Origin of the sequence: Aeromonas sp. R2-1, from assembly GCF_040908425.1 — a bacterium.
Taxonomy (GTDB): Bacteria; Pseudomonadota; Gammaproteobacteria; order Enterobacterales; family Aeromonadaceae; genus Aeromonas; species Aeromonas caviae.
The window spans coordinates 66,225-80,826 of sequence record NZ_JBFODR010000018.1 but is presented as its reverse complement, the minus strand read 5'-3'; the positions used below and the strand labels follow the sequence as shown (position 1 = coordinate 80,826).

Sequence of the window (14,602 nt, the reverse complement as noted above, 5' to 3'; positions counted from 1 at the left end):
GTATCTCTCCTGTTTTTGGGACCGTTTTAACAAAACCTCCGATTTGTCCCCTCTACCGGCGCCCTGCGCCGGTTTTTTTATCTCTGCGCCTCTGGTCCGTAGCGATAACTCAATCGCTCGTTCTTGCGCGGCCCCGTTATCTGCCAGGCGAGCAGGAAGCCCCCGCCGGTTTCGGTCAGCTCGGCGCTGTAGTGATCCTGCCCGCACAGGTGAGGCTCGGCCGTGACCCAGTGCCCGTCCCCCCTGGGCAACAGCTCGAACAGCATCACCGGCTGCTCGTAGCGCAGGTGGGAGAGCATGATCCCCCGTGCGGTGCGCTGCCACCAGAAGCGGTTGTGCATGGTCAGCTCCCGGCCATGGGGCGTGATGTAGCGACCCGTCTCGGCATACAGCCACCCCCCATGGTGATCGGTCACCACCACGGCACCCTCCCCGCGACCGCACCAGTCGGTGGCGGATCCGACCCCGTTGCTCGCCTCGAAGGCAAATGCTCCGATCTGTGACAACCCTTCCCATAAACGCTGGATCGCGCCTTCCAACTCGGCCATCATAGCGCCCTCCAAATTGACAACTGACGACAATTCAATCACATGAACTACTTGATAGGGGTTACCCTGCTCTGGTCCTTCTCCTTCAGCCTGATCGGGGTCTACCTTGCCGGTCAGGTGGATGCCTACTTCTCGGTACTGACCCGCATCGTGCTCGCCAGCCTGGTGTTCCTGCCCTTCCTGCGCCGCCGCTGGCTGCGGCCCGACCTGGTGGCCAAGCTGATGGCCCTCGGTGCCATCCAGCTCGGCATCATGTATCTCTTCTACTACCACTCCTTCCTGCTCTTGACGGTACCGGAAGTGCTGGTATTCACCATCTTCACCCCCATCTATGTCACCCTGATCCACGACCTGCTGGAAGGGCGCTTCAAGCCTGTCTATCTGTGGGGGGCCCTGCTGGCGGTGCTGGGGGCGGCCGTCATCCGTTTCGACGGCCTGACCGAAAGCTATGTACTGGGATTCCTGGTGGTGCAGGGCGCCAACGTCTGCTTCGCCCTGGGCCAGGTAGGCTACAAGGTGCTGCTGGCCCGGGAGGCTGAGCAGCCGCCCCAGCTGGCGGTGTTCGGCTGCTTCTATCTGGGCGCCCTGGTGATCGCCCTGCCCGCCTGGTGGCTGCTGGGCAAACCTCAATATCCCACCAGCCCCCTGCAATGGGGCATCCTCTTCTGGCTGGGGGTCGGGGCATCCGGGCTCGGCTACTTCCTGTGGAACAAGGGGGCGACCCTGGTCAGCAGCGGCGTGCTGGCCATCATGAACAACGCCTTGATCCCCGCGGGTCTGCTGGTCAATCTGGTGCTCTGGGGAAAGGATACCGACCTGCTCAGGCTCGGTCTGGGCGCCCTGCTGATGCTGGCTTCTCTCTGGGTCTGCCAGCGTCAGCAGGTCAGTGAGCGCTGACTGAAAACCATTGACGCTGATGGGTCCATCGGCGTCAATGGGTTCGCGGACAGTGACTGGCCGTCAGCCGACCACGGCGTTGTGTTCCCGCTTCGCCTGACCGTGGCAGGAGGCCAACCGGGCCAGCAGGTGATCGAGCTGCTCGGCACTCTGGCTCTGCACCAGGCCGATGCTCACGGTCACCGGACGCTGGGGCAGCAGGCTGGCGTCGGCGATCTCGAGCCGCAGCCGCTCGGCAATCTCCAGGCCGCTCAACCGATCGGTCTGGGAGAGCATCAGAATGAAGCCGTCTTCGTCCCAACGGGCGAAGGGATCTTCCCGACGCAGCTCGCGGCGCACGATGCGGGCCAGCTTGGCCAGCATGGCGTCGCAGGCCGCCTCCCCGAACAACTGCAGGATCTTGCTGCGGTGATCCACGCTGAACTGCAGCAGACAGAAACTGCCGCTCTCGCTGGCCAGCCGTTCATCCAGCAACAGCTCGAAGTGGCTGCGGCTCTCGAGGCCGGTGAGGGGATCCGTGTCGTGGCGATCCTCCAGGGGCGCCATGGCGGCATCCAGATGGCGAACCACCCCCAGCAGTTGACCCCCTTCGTCGCGACGGACCCGCTCCTCCAGCCGGATGTAATGGCCCTGATGGTGCAGGATGCGGTACTCGAGTCGAAGCCCGTTGCTGCGCCCTTGCTGACAGGCCTCCAGGGCCTCTGCCAGACGGGGAGCATCATCCGGATGTACCCGATCCAGCCAGCCGAGATCCCCCAGCTCGCCCCCCTCCAGACCCAGCAGTTGCAGACAGGAAGGGTCCCGCCTCAGACCCAGCCCGGCCGACCAGGTCCAGATCCCGGCCTCCAACATCGCCATGGCCTGTGCCATCAGCGTCACCTCAAGGGGAGTGGTGACCTCAACCCCGGGAGTCTCATACCTTTCCATCACGCGCCTCGAAACCGGATCTGAATATCTGTCCAAGCAATCACACTCAATAAGTAACATTGGTGCTGGCGCCGAGCAACCGCGCCAGCATCGCTGGCCTCGCACCTCTCGCCTCTGGTGGTCCGCCATCAGGGCTTGCCAGCCTCCAGATACGAAGTGAAGCTCGACGTCACGCCACCTTGCCCTGATAGCCTGCCATCAGCGCCTGCCAGTTCTCCGGCACGAAGTGGAAGCTGGTGTGCAATTGCGACTCCTTGTTGAAGGAGCGCAGCAACCGCTCCAGGTTGGCCTGCTGCCAGTTGCCGGGGGAGCGGATGGCTCCTTTGTCGAAGTCGATCACCCACACCTTGCCCTCCTTGTCGAGCAGCAGGTTGTGGCTGTTGAGATCCGCATGATAGACCCCTGCATCGTGCAACTGGCGCACCGTTTTGCCTATCTTGTGCCACACCTCACCGGCGATCGGCCCCTGCTTGAGCAGGGCCACCAGATCCTTGGCGCCGCGAATGCGTTCGATCAGGATGTCGGCCCGATAGAAGGGCCCCTGCTTGACCATGCGGGCCGCAAAGGGGCGCGGCACCGGCAGCCCCTGTTCACTCAGGGTCGCCAGCAGACGATATTCAGCCATGGCCCGGCTGCTCTCCACCCCTTCAAACCAGAACCGGTCACGCACCAGCTTGCCCACCATGCCGCCACGGTAGTAGTGACGCAGCACCAAGTGGCGGGATTCATCCTTCACGAACCAGGTCACCCCGCGGCCGATGGAAGAACCCACCACCTGGCGATGGGTCTGCCACCAGACAGGATCGAACAAGGCAGGGGAAGGATCGCGGAAGACTCCGTCGGCATACCAGCAGACCTGGTTGTGGGTGGTGTGTGTCAGCATGATGAGAATTCCGGTCGATAGTGGGTGCAGGGCATCCATTCAGAAAGCCGTGCCGGTCGGGCAACCGGCGCAATTTTACAATCCACAGGGGAGTTTGCATAATGCCATCCATCCATTTTGCCATCGTTGCGCCACATCATGCCGCTGTTCCAAACGCCGCCCTCCTCCATCTGCATCCTGCGGCTCTCCGCCATCGGAGATTGCTGCCACGCGCTGGCGCTGGTACGCGTCATCCAGCGGGAGTGGCCCCAGACCCACATCACCTGGATCACCGGCAAGATTGAGGCGACCCTGTTCGCCGATCTGCCGGGGGTCGAGGTCATTCCCTTCGACAAGAGCAAGGGGTGGCGCGGCTATCGCGATCTCTGGCAGACCCTCAAGGGGCGCAGGTTCGATGCCCTGCTCCACCTGCAGGCCGCCATGCGCGCCAGCATCGCCACCCTCGGCATCAAGGCCAAGGTCAAACTCGGGTTTGATCGGGAGCGCGCCAGCGACGGTCAGTGGCTGTTCACCAACCATCGGGTCCCCTCACCCACCTCCCCCCACGTGCTGGACGGCTTTCTCGCCTTCGCCAAAGAGCTCGGGATAAAGGATCTGACCCCGGACTGGCAACTGCCCATCAGCGCCGAGCACCAGGCCTGGGCGAAGGAGATAATTGGCGGCAAGCCGACCCTGCTCATCTGCGCCGCTGCCAGCAAGGCATTCAAGAATTGGACTGCCGCCGGCTACGCCGCGCTGGCGGATCACGCCGTAGACAAGGGCTTTCAGGTCTATCTGTGCGGCGGACCGGCCAGGCTGGAGCGGGATCTCGCCGCCGAGATCCAGCGCCTCAGCCAGAGCAAGCCGGCAGATTTGGTGGGGCAGACCAGCCTCAAGCAATTGCTGGCGCTGATTGGCGAGGCGAGCCTGGTGCTGGCCCCGGATACCGGCCCTGCCCACATGGCCACCCTGGTGGGAACACCCGTGATCGGCCTCTACGCCCACCACAACCCGGAGCGTACCGGCCCCTATCTGTGCCGGGATTATCTGGTCAGCGTCTATCAGGAACTGATTGAGCAGGAGACCGGCAAGCCGCTGGCCGAGCTCGGCTGGCGCACCCGCCTCAAGGATCCGGACGCCATGGCCAAGATAAGCCGCGAGCGGGTCATCGCCGCCTTCGACCGCCTCTGTACCGACAAGCATCTTCTACCGACCCAGGGCAACTCGGAAATTCCGAGCCCTGGCGCAGGGATAATCTGATGGCCCGGCCCCGGCTCCGTGGGCAGAATGGCCCTCTATGCGGGTAACGCCCGCACAGCAAGCTACGGATATTTTGATCGGCTGGAATATGATTCCGGCCGTTTTTTTATCCGCCCCCATCTGCTAACATTCGCCGCCTTTACATCCTCCTGACTCTGATTCCTCCGCGCATTGCGAGCAACCGTCTCCCTTATCGGGCACAAGACGGCGGCCTCTGCTACAACCAAAGCGCGGATCATCGCTTAAAGGTACAGACATGGCGCAACAAGGCACTCTCTACATCATCTCTTCCCCGAGCGGGGCCGGTAAGTCCAGTCTGCTCAATGCCTTGCTGACCCAGCACAACGCCGCCGGCAAGATGCAGCTGTCGGTCTCCCATACCACCCGCGCCACCCGTCCCGGTGAAGAGCACGGGGTGCACTACCACTTCGTCAAGGTGGAAGAGTTCAAGGCGCTGATCGAGCGCGGTGACTTTCTCGAGTGGGCAGAAGTCTTCGGCAACTACTACGGCACTTCCCGCGCCGCCATCGAGGCCTGCCTGGCGCAGGGCATCGACGTCTTCCTCGACATCGACTGGCAGGGCGCCCGCCAGATCCGCGAACAGATGCCGACCAAGTCCATCTTCATCCTGCCTCCCAGCCGCGAGGAGCTGGAGCGCCGCCTGATCGGCCGCGGCCAGGACAGCGCCGAGGTGATCAAGGGCCGGATGGAGAAAGCCATTGCCGAAATGGTGCACTATGACGAGTATGACTATGTCATCATCAATGAAGACTTTGAGCTGGCACTGTTCCAGCTCAGGGCCGTCATCGAGTGCCAGCGCCTGGAAATGCGTCAGCAACAGCAGGCCCAGCAAAACTTGCTGAAACAGCTACTGGCAGAGTAAGCCAAAAACAAGTAAACTTTTGCGTCATTTTTAAACACCGCTTTTTCAATCACAGAAAGCCCAAACACTGGAGTCCCGCATGGCCCGCGTTACTGTAGAAGATGCTGTAAAACAGGTAGGTAACCGTTTTGACCTGGTGCTGGTCGCCGCGCGCCGCGCTCGTCAAATCGCGGTACAAGGCAAGGATCCCCTGGTCGACGAAGAGAACGACAAGCCGACCGTGATCGCCCTGCGCGAGATCGAACTGGGTCTGGTCAACAACCAGGTGATGGATACTCAGGACCGCTACGAGCAGCAAGAGCAGGAAGCCGCCGAGCTGGCTGCCGTTGCTGCCATCGCAGAAGGTCGCGGCTAAGTCAGTCGCCTCCCATAGTCGGCGCCCGCCCGGGTGCCGGCTGTTCTCCCCATTTACAACCGCTCGAAAACCTCGCAAACTCGAGGGCATACCCTCAATTTCACGGATTGCCGTTTAACCGCTGCGGGGACTGTCTTGTATTTATTTGAAAATCTTAAAGAAATAGCCAGTTCCTACCTGCCACCCGAGCAGGTTGAGAAGCTCAGGCAAGCCTATGTGGTAGCCCGTGATGCTCACCAGGGACAGATGCGTTCCAGTGGTGAACCCTACATCACTCATCCCGTTGCCGTGGCCCGCATCCTGGGCGACATGCGCCTCGATCATGAGACCCTGATGGCTGCCGTGCTGCACGACGTCATCGAAGATACCCCTGTCACCAAGGACGATCTTGCCGAGCAGTTTGGCAACGCCGTCGCCGAGCTGGTCTCCGGTGTCTCCAAGCTCGACAAGCTGAAGTTCCGCGATCGCAAGGAAGCCCAGGTCGAGAACTTCCGCAAGATGATGATGGCCATGACCCAGGACATCCGGGTCATCCTGATCAAGCTGGCCGACCGCACCCACAACATGCGCACCTTGGGATCTTTGCGGCCGGACAAGCGCCGCCGCATCGCACGGGAAACCCTCGAGATTTTCGCCCCCATCGCCAACCGCCTCGGTATTCACACCATGAAGAACGAGCTGGAAGAGCTCGGCTTCGAGGCGCTCTACCCCATGCGCTCCCGGGTACTGCGGGAATCGGTACGCCGCGCCCGTGGCAACCGGCGTGAGATCATCGACTCCATCCAGAGCGAGATTGAGGGGCGTCTGCGGGAAGCCGGCATCGATGCCCAGGTGAGCGGACGCGAGAAGAACCTGTTCTCCATCTACAACAAGATGGAGAAGAAAGAACTGCAATTCCACGAAGTGATGGATATCTATGCTTTCAGAGTGAGAGTGAAAGACATAGACACCTGCTACCGGGTGCTTGGGCAGATGCACAGCCTCTACAAGCCGCGCCCCGGTCGCTTCAAGGATTACATCGCCATCCCCAAGACCAACGGCTACCAGTCCCTGCACACCTCCCTGGTGGGGCCCCACGGGGTACCGGTGGAGGTGCAGATCCGCACCGAGTTCATGGACCAGATGGCCGACAAGGGCGTCGCCGCCCACTGGGCCTACAAGCAGGATGGGGACAGCTCGGGCACCACGGCCCAGATCCGCGCCCAGCGCTGGATGCAGAGCCTGCTGGAGCTGCAACAGAGCGCCGGCAGCTCCTTCGAGTTCATCGAGGGGGTCAAGACCGACCTCTTCCCCGACGAGATCTACGTCTTCACACCGGAGGGCCGCATCATGGAGCTGCCCGCCGGCGCCACCCCGGTGGACTTCGCCTACACGGTGCACACCGACATCGGTCACGCCTGCGTCGGTTCCCGGGTCGACCGCCACCCCTATCCGCTGAGCAGCCCGCTGCACTCCGGTCAGACGGTGGAGATCATCACGGCCCCCGGCGCCCGCCCGAACGCGGCCTGGCTCAACTTCGTGGTGACCACCAAGGCACGCTCCAAGATACGTCAGTTCCTCAAGAACCTGCGCACCGAAGAGTCCGTGGTGCTGGGCCGCCGCCTGCTCAACCATGCCCTCGGCGCCAAGAACATCGAAGACATCCCGGAAGCCCGCGTCAAGCAGGTGCTGGCCGATACCAAACACGAGAACCTGCAGGGGCTGCTGGCCGACGTGGGCCTTGGCAACGCCATGAGCGTCATGGTGGCCCGCCGCATGCTCGGGGATGAGCTGCCGCCGGAAGAGCAACCCAAATCCACCAGCAAAAAGATGCCGATCAAGGGCGCCGACGGCATGCTGGTCACCTTCGCCAACTGCTGCCGCCCCATCCCGGGGGACGCCATCATCGCCCACATCAGCCCGGGCAAAGGACTGGTGATCCACCAAGAGTCCTGCCGCAACATCAAGGGCTACAGCCGCGAACCGGACAAATACCTGCCGGTGCAGTGGGAGGTGGACAAGGAGCAGGAGCAGGAATTCCGCACCGGCATCAGCATCGAGATCGTCAACCACCAGGGCGCCCTGGCGGAGCTGGCCAACGTGATTGCCGCCACCGGCGCCAACATCCACGCCATCAGCACCGAGGAGAAGGATGGCCGGGTCTATGTGGTCACCCTGCTCATCACCACCAAGAGCCGGATCCACCTCGCCAACATCATGCGCAAGATCCGGGTCATGCCCAACGTGCTCAGGGTGAGCCGACAGAAAAACTGAACACAGGCGGCGCAAGCCGCCTGCTGCTTTTCAAGAGATACCCAGGGCCCCATGCCGCAGGCCACCAGCCTTGTTGCATACACCGGCCTCACGACATAGAAACCGACATGACTCCTGAACGCTTCAAACGCATTTCCGACATGCTGGCCCAGCGCCAGCTCGACCTGACCGTCTGCATGGAAGAGGTTCATAAACCTCACAACCTGGCCGCCATCGTGCGCACCGCCGATGCCATCGGCATCCACCGGGTGCACGCGGTCTGGCCCAAGAGCTGGATCCACAAGCGCAAGGGCACCGCCCGCGGCAGCCAGAACTGGGTGGACGTGAAGCTGCACCCGGACATCGGCAGTGCCGTGACCGAACTCAAGGCTTCCGGCATGCAGATCCTGGCGACCCACCTCTCCGACAGCTCCGTGGACTTTCGCGCCATCGACTACACCAGACCCACCGCCATCCTGGTGGGCCAGGAGAAGCACGGCATCGGCGAAGAGGCGCTGGCCCTGGCCGATCACCATATCGTCATCCCCATGGTGGGCATGGTGCAGTCCCTCAACGTCTCGGTGGCCGCCGCCGCCATCCTCTACGAGGCCCAGCGCCAGCGCGAACTGGCCGGCTGTTATCAGCGCGGCTGCCCACTCACACCCGAAGAACAGAACACCATCTTGTTCGAGGGGGGCTATCCCGTCTATGCCCAGCTCTGCAAGGAGAAAGAGATGCCCTACCCCCAGCTCGGTCCGGCCGGCGAGATCATGGCGGACGAACGCTGGTGGCAGCAGATGCAGCTGACGCGCAAAGGATGGGCCGCACAACAGGAAGAAGATGAATGGCAGGATCAGTGATGGAAAATCCGTTCGGCAGCTGGCTGGAATCCCAGGTCATACGGGATCATCTGACCAACCCCAATATCGAGGCCGGGGAGTACAGCTATTACTCCGGTTACTACCACGGTAAGCCGTTCGAGGATCATTGCGTGCGCTACCTGCTCGGCGATGGCTCGACGCGGGAGTCCTGGGACAGTGGCCAGTGGGGTAAGGAAGTTGACCGTCTGATCATCGGCAAGTTCTGCTCCATCGCCTCCGGCGCCACCTTCATGCTGGCGGGCAACCAGGGTCACCGGATGGACTGGGTTTCCACATTCCCCTTCGATGCTGCCCGCTTCGGTGACGGCGTGCAGGACGGTTTTCTGCGCAAGGGAGACACCCGGATCGGCAACGATGTCTGGATCGGCTCGGAAGCCATGATCATGCCCGGCATCACCATCGGCGATGGCGCCGTCATTGCCACCCGGGCCGTGGTCACCCGGGATGTGGCCCCCTACACCATAGTGGGCGGCAACCCGGTCAGGCCGATCCGCCCCCGCTTTGACGAGGAGCAGGTCGCCATGCTGCAAGCCATGCAGTGGTGGGACTGGCCGCTGCCCCGCCTGCAAGCCGCCATGCCCCTGCTCTGCTCGAACGATATCACTGCGCTCTACCACCACTGGCGCGAGGAGCTTGCCCGATGAAACCTGCCTCCCTTTCCCTGCTGGCCCTGACCCTGTTTTCTGCCGGAGCCCTTGCCGTGAGCAATCCTTACCAGCTGACCACTGAAGCCGACGTCCCCGCCCTCTATCAGCAGGCCCTGCCCGACTTCTGGCGCCAGCATGCCGTCGAGGGGGAGTTCAAGGGCAAGGACGGGGTCACCCTCCGCTATGCCGCCCTGCGCCAGCCCAAGATCGATCGCGCCATCCTCATCGTCAACGGCCGGGTCGAGAGCTACCTCAAGTATCAGGAGCTGGCCTGGGATCTCTGGCGCCAGGGTTACAGCCTCTACCTCATCGATCATCGCGGCCAGGGAATGTCAGACCGCATGCTGGCCGACAAAGAGAAGGGGTATGTCGACCAGTTCGACGACTATGTCGCCGATCTCAAACAGTTTCATGACGAAGTGATCGCCCAGGACCAACCCGCCAAGCTGTTCCTGCTGGCCCACTCCATGGGGGGGGCCATCTCGGCCCGCTATCTGGAACGCTGGCCGAACGACATCCAGGCGGCGGTGCTCTCCTCCCCCATGATGGGCATCAACCTCGGCGGCCTGCCCAAGTGGCTGGCCAAGGGGTTGGCGGCCACCATCGGCACGGTCGGTGGCTGGGTGGGCGAGCCCCCCTACGGCCCGGGTCAGGGACCCTATGAGGATCACGGCTTTGCCGACAACGAGCTGACCCACAGCACGGCGCGTTATCAGGCCTTCCGCCAGATCTACGAGCAGCATCCCCAGGTCAGGCTGGGGGGCGCCACCGCCCACTGGATCCATCAGGCCATCACAGGATCGGACGCGGCCGTAGCCGACGCCGGCGCCATCAAGACGCCGCTGCTGCTGCTGCAGGCCGGCGAGGACAGCGTGGTGGACAACGCCGCCCAGGAGGCCTTCTGCGCCAAGGCCCAATGTGAAGGGGGCAAGCCGCTGCGCATCGACGGGGCCTGGCACGAGCTCTTCATCGAGGCGGATCCCCAGCGTCAGGTCGCGCTCAATGCAACCCTGGCCTTCTTTGCGCGCTACTGACGCGACCAGAAGGGGCTGGTTATTTTTTGGATCCCTAAATAAATGGGGTGACGGCAGACGCTGGGGTACACTCCCCCGGCGTTCAATTGAAGTCGAGGTAATGATGTTCAAGGTAGTTGTGTCCGATCTCGATGGTACCCTGCTCAACGGGCAGCACCAGATCTCCTCCCGCACCCGGGATACCCTGCACCGTCTGGTCGATCAGGGCGTCAAATTCGTGGTCGCCACCGGCCGTCACCATGTGGATGTGCGCAGCATCCGCGATGCACTGGGGCTGGATATCTACCTCATTACCTCCAACGGCGCCGTGGTACACGACAAGCAGGATCAGCTGGTCTACAACCAGGCGCTGCCGAGCACGGTGGCGGCCGAGCTGATCGCCATGGAACGCGACCCGTCCATCCACATCAACGTCTACTACGGCGACGAGTGGCTGGTGGAAGAAGAGCTGCCCTGGTTGCTGCAGTTCCATCACGACTCCGGCTTCAGCTACCGCCTGGCGGATCTGGCCAACCACCCGAAGGACAGGGTCAACAAAGTGTTCTACATCGGCGACCACGACAAGCTGCTGAAGATAGAGGCGCACCTCAACCAGAAATATGGTGATCGGATCAACGTCACCTTCTCCCTGCCTGACTGCCTCGAGGTGATGCACGCCGGCGTGCACAAGGGCAATGCCGTGCGCGCCGTGCTGGAGCAGCACGGGCTGGAGATGTCCCAGGCCGTGGCCTTTGGCGATGGCATGAACGACTTCGAGATGCTGAGCATGGTGGGCCGTGGCGTGGTCATGGGCAACGCCCACGATCGCCTCAAACAGGCCCTGCCAGAGCACGAACAGACCCTCACTTCCGATGAAGATGGCGTTGCTGTCTATCTGGAGAAACTGTTCGCCCCCCAGACCCGCAGATAAGGCATCCCCATCGCGGATCGAAAAAGGGTGGCCCATGTGGCCACCCTTTTTGTTTCTCGCTCTCTTGTCACCACGCCAGAGCTGGGCGCACCAGACGGTTCAACAGCGTGCCGGATGGCGTCTACTCAAAGCTCTGGTTGGCGCCGCCATAGCATTCGGCGAGGCGCAGGGGGACGGCCGGCTTGTGACGGCGACCCGCCACATCCAGGCACAGTGACACCTGCCGATTGAACAGACGATCCCCCTGCCACAGCCATTGATGGCTCTCCTCCCGGCACGCCTCCATCCCCAGACCATCCTCCCCTTTGGCGACCAGGCAATCCCCGGCCAGTTGCAGGGCACCGACATCCCAGCTGAATGACTGGTTCGATTGCTGATCGCAGGGCTGAGTCAGCAGACGGCCCTGCTCGCTCAGGGTCACGCAGAAGCCACCACTGGTCACCAAGGTGGCCTCGAGTTCGGCCTTTGGCTTGGGGGCGGCGCCCATCAGAAGATCTTCCGGTTTTGGCTGCAGGGCGCAGCCACCCAGCAGCAGTGCGGCCATGGCCAGCACGGAGAGTTGAAGAGAAGTGATATGGTGATGCATAGGCCTTGTATCTGGTCCGTGCCCGAGCGTCCCCTGTCTCGCGGCTCCGGGCCCAGCATACCGAACTCGTGGCGAACAGGCGCCTGAAGAAGTGTAAAAAGACGTGACAGGAAAAAGCGGAAGAGAAATGCCAAAAAGCAAAAACCCCGCCTGAGCGGGGTTTTCAAATGTGGTCGGTGATAAAGGATTCGAACCTTTGACCCTCTGGTCCCAAACCAGATGCGCTACCGGGCTGCGCTAATCACCGAGGGGGTATTTCAAAAACACAAAGATGACCATCTGGTCATCCTCGTCATACAGCAAGTATGGTGCGAAGAGAGGGACTCGAACCCTCACACCCGGGGGGCACTAACACCTGAAGCTAGCGCGTCTACCAATTCCGCCACCTTCGCGTACCTGACAAGCTGTAAAATGGGGTGGCTGATGGGGCTCGAACCCACGACAACCGGAATCACAATCCGGGACTCTACCAACTGAGCTACAGCCACCACAGCTGTTTTCGTTCTTCAACACGCCCGTTTAACCGGCGCACTTTTGATGGTGCGCCCGACAGGATTCGAACCTGTGACCTCTGCCTCCGGAGGGCAGCGCTCTATCCAGCTGAGCTACGGGCGCTACGCTGTCGAACGGGGCGCATTATTGATGATGATGCCGACCTTGTCTACTCTTTTTTTGACACAAAGAATCAAGTGCCTGTTTTTCAATCACTTCCGACCCTTTTCAACTATTTTTGTTTTGTTCAGGCTGGATCCAGCAATTCCCCACTACTTTTTGAATCCCTCACCCCATAGGGTCAAAGATGATGGGCAATGCTTGACTTGCCTTTGCGCCCACCTAGAATGAATGAACGTTCATTCAGTCGTTGACCTCTGATAACCATGGATAAGAAAGAACGCATTTTCGAAGCAGCTCACGAGATCCTCGGCGAGCAGGGCTTCTACGGCCTTTCCATTGCCGTGGTCGCCAAGAAAGCCAAGGTGGCGGCAGGTACCATCTATCGCTATTTCAGCGACAAGGATGACCTGATCCGCCAGCTCTATCAGCACACTATCCTCAAGTTTCATCCCCTGGTCATGGAAGGTGTGCAGATAGAAGAGGTGTCCTATGAGCAGTATCGACGCCTCTGGCTCAACATCGATGCCATCTTCACCAGCTACCCCAATGCACTCAAGTGCAAATTGCAGTACGAAAGTTCTCCATTGGGGGCTGAATTGGAGCGGGATCCGGTCATAATGGCGACGTGGGCGCCACTTGAGCGCTTCTTTGAGCAAGGACGCCAACAGGGACTCTTCATCGATCTCCCCATTCTGGTGTTGCAAGCATTGAGTCTGGATTGCGTGGCCAACCTGGCACAGCAGCGCCGGGTTCACGATTTCGAATTGACGCAGGAACAGCTGGAGACGGTCATCCGGGCCAGCTGGAATGCCATTTTAAACCCTAATGTTTCCATCACAGGAGCCTGTTCATGAAAAAGTGGATGGCCATCATGTTGCTGATAGCACTCGCCCTGTTTGGCAGTGTCATCGGCTTCAATATGTTCAAGCAGAAGAAGATTGCAGAGTTCATGGCCAATCGGCCCGAGCCCGAGTTCCCGGTCACCGCCATGGTCACCAAGGCGCAGGACTGGGTCCCCACCATTGAAGCCATCGGCTTCATCGAGCCGAACCAGGGGGTCACCCTCTCCAGCGAGCTATCAGGCACCATCGACAGCATCCGGTTCGAATCGGGGGCACATGTCAAAGCGGATCAACTGCTGCTGAGCCTGGACTCCAGTGTGGAAAAAGCCAATCTGAATTCTTCCCAGGCCAGGCTGCCGGCAGCCAGGGCCAAGTTCGAGCGCTACAAGAACCTCTATCAGAAGAACTCCATCTCCCGGGATCAGCTGGATGATGCCGAGGCAAGCTACCGCTCCCTGGAGGCGGACATCGACAGTCTGAAGGCCACCATCGCCCGTCGTGAGGTGCGAGCCCCCTTCAGCGGCGCCGTGGGCCTGCGCAACGTCTTCCTCGGCCAGTATCTGGAACCGGGTACCCAGATTGTGCGCCTCGAAGACACCAGCGTGATGCGCCTGCGCTTCACCGTGCCCCAGACCGACATCTCCAAAATCACCCTGGGACAGACCATCAAGATCAACGTGGATGCCTATCCCCAGACCCAGTTTGACGGCCAGATCACAGCCATCGAGCCCGCGGTCAACTATCAGAGCGGCCTGATCCAGGTGCAGGCAGACATTCCGAACAACGACGGCCAGCTCCGTTCCGGCATGTTCGCCCGCGCCAGCATCATACTGCCCACGGTGAAAGACCAGATCGTGATCCCGCAGTCCGCCATCTCCTTCACCCTCTATGGCGAGAACGTCTACGTCATTCACGAGGCTGACGGCGTGAAACGCGCCAAGCAGGTGGTGGTCAAGGCAGGTGAGCGTCGCGGCAACGATGTCCATGTGCTGTCCGGCATCAAGGCTGGCGATCAAATCGTGCTGTCGGGTCAGGTTCGCCTGAGCAACGATACCAAGGTGCACGTGGTCGAGAACGATGCCCTTGCCGTTCCGGCACAAACCCCGATGCTGTAAGCGCGGAG

15 protein-coding genes and 4 tRNA genes are annotated in these 14,602 nt (G+C 61.4%); 11 read left to right on the top strand and 8 right to left on the bottom strand.

Translation table 11 applies throughout. The annotated features are described in order from the left end of the window. Window positions 1-77 precede the first annotated feature (77 nt). Window positions 78-548, bottom strand: a complete 471-nt coding sequence (locus tag AB5Y80_RS04815) for a DUF6314 family protein (protein WP_368172584.1) — start codon at window positions 546-548, stop codon at window positions 78-80. Window positions 549-590: 42 nt separating this feature from the next. Here AB5Y80_RS04815 and AB5Y80_RS04810 point away from each other — a divergent pair, with 42 nt between their 5' ends. Then, the gene (locus AB5Y80_RS04810; RefSeq protein WP_042016171.1) at window positions 591-1,445 is read left to right on the top strand and encodes a DMT family transporter; all 855 of its coding nucleotides are present in this window, start codon (window positions 591-593) and stop codon (window positions 1,443-1,445) included. A 63-nt stretch (window positions 1,446-1,508) separates the two neighbouring features. On the opposite strand, the gene AB5Y80_RS04805 is transcribed toward AB5Y80_RS04810, so the two are convergent. Beyond that, on the bottom strand, window positions 1,509-2,372 hold the full coding sequence (locus AB5Y80_RS04805; protein ID WP_164884638.1) for a sensor domain-containing diguanylate cyclase: 864 nt from the start codon (window positions 2,370-2,372) through the stop codon (window positions 1,509-1,511). Between the two features lie 169 nt (window positions 2,373-2,541). Next, window positions 2,542-3,255, bottom strand: coding sequence for a 3-deoxy-D-manno-octulosonic acid kinase (locus AB5Y80_RS04800; RefSeq protein ID WP_010672321.1), 714 nt, complete (start codon window positions 3,253-3,255; stop codon window positions 2,542-2,544). A 138-nt stretch (window positions 3,256-3,393) separates the two neighbouring features. On the opposite strand from AB5Y80_RS04800, the gene AB5Y80_RS04795 reads away from it, so the two are divergent. The 8 genes from AB5Y80_RS04795 (at window position 3,394) to AB5Y80_RS04760 (ending at window position 11,436) form a co-directional block, all read left to right on the top strand. Next, window positions 3,394-4,494, top strand: coding sequence for a glycosyltransferase family 9 protein (locus AB5Y80_RS04795; RefSeq protein WP_368172574.1), 1,101 nt, complete (start codon window positions 3,394-3,396; stop codon window positions 4,492-4,494). A 256-nt stretch (window positions 4,495-4,750) separates the two neighbouring features. Continuing rightward, entirely contained in the window at window positions 4,751-5,377 is a 627-nt protein-coding gene (gene gmk, locus AB5Y80_RS04790) for a guanylate kinase (RefSeq protein WP_039040668.1), read from the top strand. 79 nt (window positions 5,378-5,456) lie between these two features. Continuing rightward, entirely contained in the window at window positions 5,457-5,732 is a 276-nt protein-coding gene (rpoZ, locus tag AB5Y80_RS04785; RefSeq protein WP_005307060.1) for a DNA-directed RNA polymerase subunit omega, read from the top strand. Between the two features lie 135 nt (window positions 5,733-5,867). Further along, on the top strand, window positions 5,868-7,985 hold the full coding sequence (spoT, locus tag AB5Y80_RS04780) for a bifunctional GTP diphosphokinase/guanosine-3',5'-bis pyrophosphate 3'-pyrophosphohydrolase (protein WP_039040667.1): 2,118 nt from the start codon (window positions 5,868-5,870) through the stop codon (window positions 7,983-7,985). A gap of 107 nt (window positions 7,986-8,092) precedes the next feature. Then, complete coding sequence (trmH, locus tag AB5Y80_RS04775; RefSeq protein WP_010672317.1) at window positions 8,093-8,824, top strand: tRNA (guanosine(18)-2'-O)-methyltransferase TrmH; 732 nt, start codon at window positions 8,093-8,095, stop codon at window positions 8,822-8,824. After that, window positions 8,824-9,489: a CatB-related O-acetyltransferase gene (locus tag AB5Y80_RS04770; RefSeq protein WP_010672316.1), complete on the top strand. Its 666-nt coding sequence runs from the start codon at window positions 8,824-8,826 to the stop codon at window positions 9,487-9,489. Before trmH ends, AB5Y80_RS04770 begins: the two co-directional genes overlap by 1 nt. Further along, window positions 9,486-10,526, top strand: coding sequence for an alpha/beta fold hydrolase (locus AB5Y80_RS04765; protein ID WP_323942214.1), 1,041 nt, complete (start codon window positions 9,486-9,488; stop codon window positions 10,524-10,526). The genes AB5Y80_RS04770 and AB5Y80_RS04765 overlap by 4 nt, the downstream gene beginning before the upstream one ends. A 103-nt stretch (window positions 10,527-10,629) precedes the next feature. Then, entirely contained in the window at window positions 10,630-11,436 is an 807-nt protein-coding gene (locus AB5Y80_RS04760) for a Cof-type HAD-IIB family hydrolase (RefSeq protein ID WP_368172573.1), read from the top strand. A gap of 121 nt (window positions 11,437-11,557) precedes the next feature. Here the strand turns inward: AB5Y80_RS04760 and AB5Y80_RS04755 are convergent, their stop codons facing one another. The 5 genes from AB5Y80_RS04755 to AB5Y80_RS04735 all read right to left on the bottom strand — a co-directional run bounded on the left by AB5Y80_RS04755 (window position 11,558) and on the right by AB5Y80_RS04735 (window position 12,637). Next, entirely contained in the window at window positions 11,558-12,022 is a 465-nt protein-coding gene (locus AB5Y80_RS04755; protein WP_368172572.1) for a ricin-type beta-trefoil lectin domain protein, read from the bottom strand. A 170-nt stretch (window positions 12,023-12,192) separates the two neighbouring features. Further along, window positions 12,193-12,269, bottom strand: a tRNA-Pro gene (locus AB5Y80_RS04750). A gap of 59 nt (window positions 12,270-12,328) precedes the next feature. Then, window positions 12,329-12,414, bottom strand: a tRNA-Leu gene (locus tag AB5Y80_RS04745). Between the two features lie 20 nt (window positions 12,415-12,434). Further along, window positions 12,435-12,510, bottom strand: a tRNA-His gene (locus AB5Y80_RS04740). Window positions 12,511-12,560: 50 nt separating this feature from the next. Beyond that, window positions 12,561-12,637 (bottom strand) — tRNA-Arg (locus AB5Y80_RS04735). 263 nt (window positions 12,638-12,900) lie between these two features. On the opposite strand from AB5Y80_RS04735, the gene AB5Y80_RS04730 reads away from it, so the two are divergent. Together AB5Y80_RS04730 and AB5Y80_RS04725 are read left to right on the top strand one after the other, a co-directional pair. After that, the gene (locus tag AB5Y80_RS04730; RefSeq protein WP_042016162.1) at window positions 12,901-13,491 is read left to right on the top strand and encodes a TetR/AcrR family transcriptional regulator; all 591 of its coding nucleotides are present in this window, start codon (window positions 12,901-12,903) and stop codon (window positions 13,489-13,491) included. Next, entirely contained in the window at window positions 13,488-14,594 is a 1,107-nt protein-coding gene (locus AB5Y80_RS04725; RefSeq protein ID WP_039040661.1) for an efflux RND transporter periplasmic adaptor subunit, read from the top strand. The genes AB5Y80_RS04730 and AB5Y80_RS04725 overlap by 4 nt, the downstream gene beginning before the upstream one ends. The last annotated feature ends 8 nt before the right edge of the window (window positions 14,595-14,602 follow it).

Excerpts from the sequence above, each read along its gene's own strand:
- AB5Y80_RS04760 (WP_368172573.1), top strand. The coding sequence starts at position 10,630 with ATGTTCAAGGTAGTTGTGTCCGATCTCGATGGTACCCTGCTCAACGGG.
- AB5Y80_RS04795 (WP_368172574.1), top strand. The coding sequence starts at position 3,394 with ATGCCGCTGTTCCAAACGCCGCCCTCCTCCATCTGCATCCTGCGGCTC.
- AB5Y80_RS04800 (WP_010672321.1), bottom strand. The coding sequence starts at position 3,255 with ATGCTGACACACACCACCCACAACCAGGTCTGCTGGTATGCCGACGGA.
- AB5Y80_RS04810 (WP_042016171.1), top strand. The coding sequence starts at position 591 with ATGAACTACTTGATAGGGGTTACCCTGCTCTGGTCCTTCTCCTTCAGC.
- AB5Y80_RS04770 (WP_010672316.1), top strand. The coding sequence starts at position 8,824 with ATGGAAAATCCGTTCGGCAGCTGGCTGGAATCCCAGGTCATACGGGAT.
- trmH (WP_010672317.1), top strand. The coding sequence starts at position 8,093 with ATGACTCCTGAACGCTTCAAACGCATTTCCGACATGCTGGCCCAGCGC.
- AB5Y80_RS04725 (WP_039040661.1), top strand. The coding sequence starts at position 13,488 with ATGAAAAAGTGGATGGCCATCATGTTGCTGATAGCACTCGCCCTGTTT.
- AB5Y80_RS04730 (WP_042016162.1), top strand. The coding sequence starts at position 12,901 with ATGGATAAGAAAGAACGCATTTTCGAAGCAGCTCACGAGATCCTCGGC.
- rpoZ (WP_005307060.1), top strand. The coding sequence starts at position 5,457 with ATGGCCCGCGTTACTGTAGAAGATGCTGTAAAACAGGTAGGTAACCGT.
- gmk (WP_039040668.1), top strand. The coding sequence starts at position 4,751 with ATGGCGCAACAAGGCACTCTCTACATCATCTCTTCCCCGAGCGGGGCC.
- AB5Y80_RS04815 (WP_368172584.1), bottom strand. The coding sequence starts at position 548 with ATGGCCGAGTTGGAAGGCGCGATCCAGCGTTTATGGGAAGGGTTGTCA.
- AB5Y80_RS04805 (WP_164884638.1), bottom strand. The coding sequence starts at position 2,372 with ATGGAAAGGTATGAGACTCCCGGGGTTGAGGTCACCACTCCCCTTGAG.
- AB5Y80_RS04765 (WP_323942214.1), top strand. The coding sequence starts at position 9,486 with ATGAAACCTGCCTCCCTTTCCCTGCTGGCCCTGACCCTGTTTTCTGCC.
- AB5Y80_RS04755 (WP_368172572.1), bottom strand. The coding sequence starts at position 12,022 with ATGCATCACCATATCACTTCTCTTCAACTCTCCGTGCTGGCCATGGCC.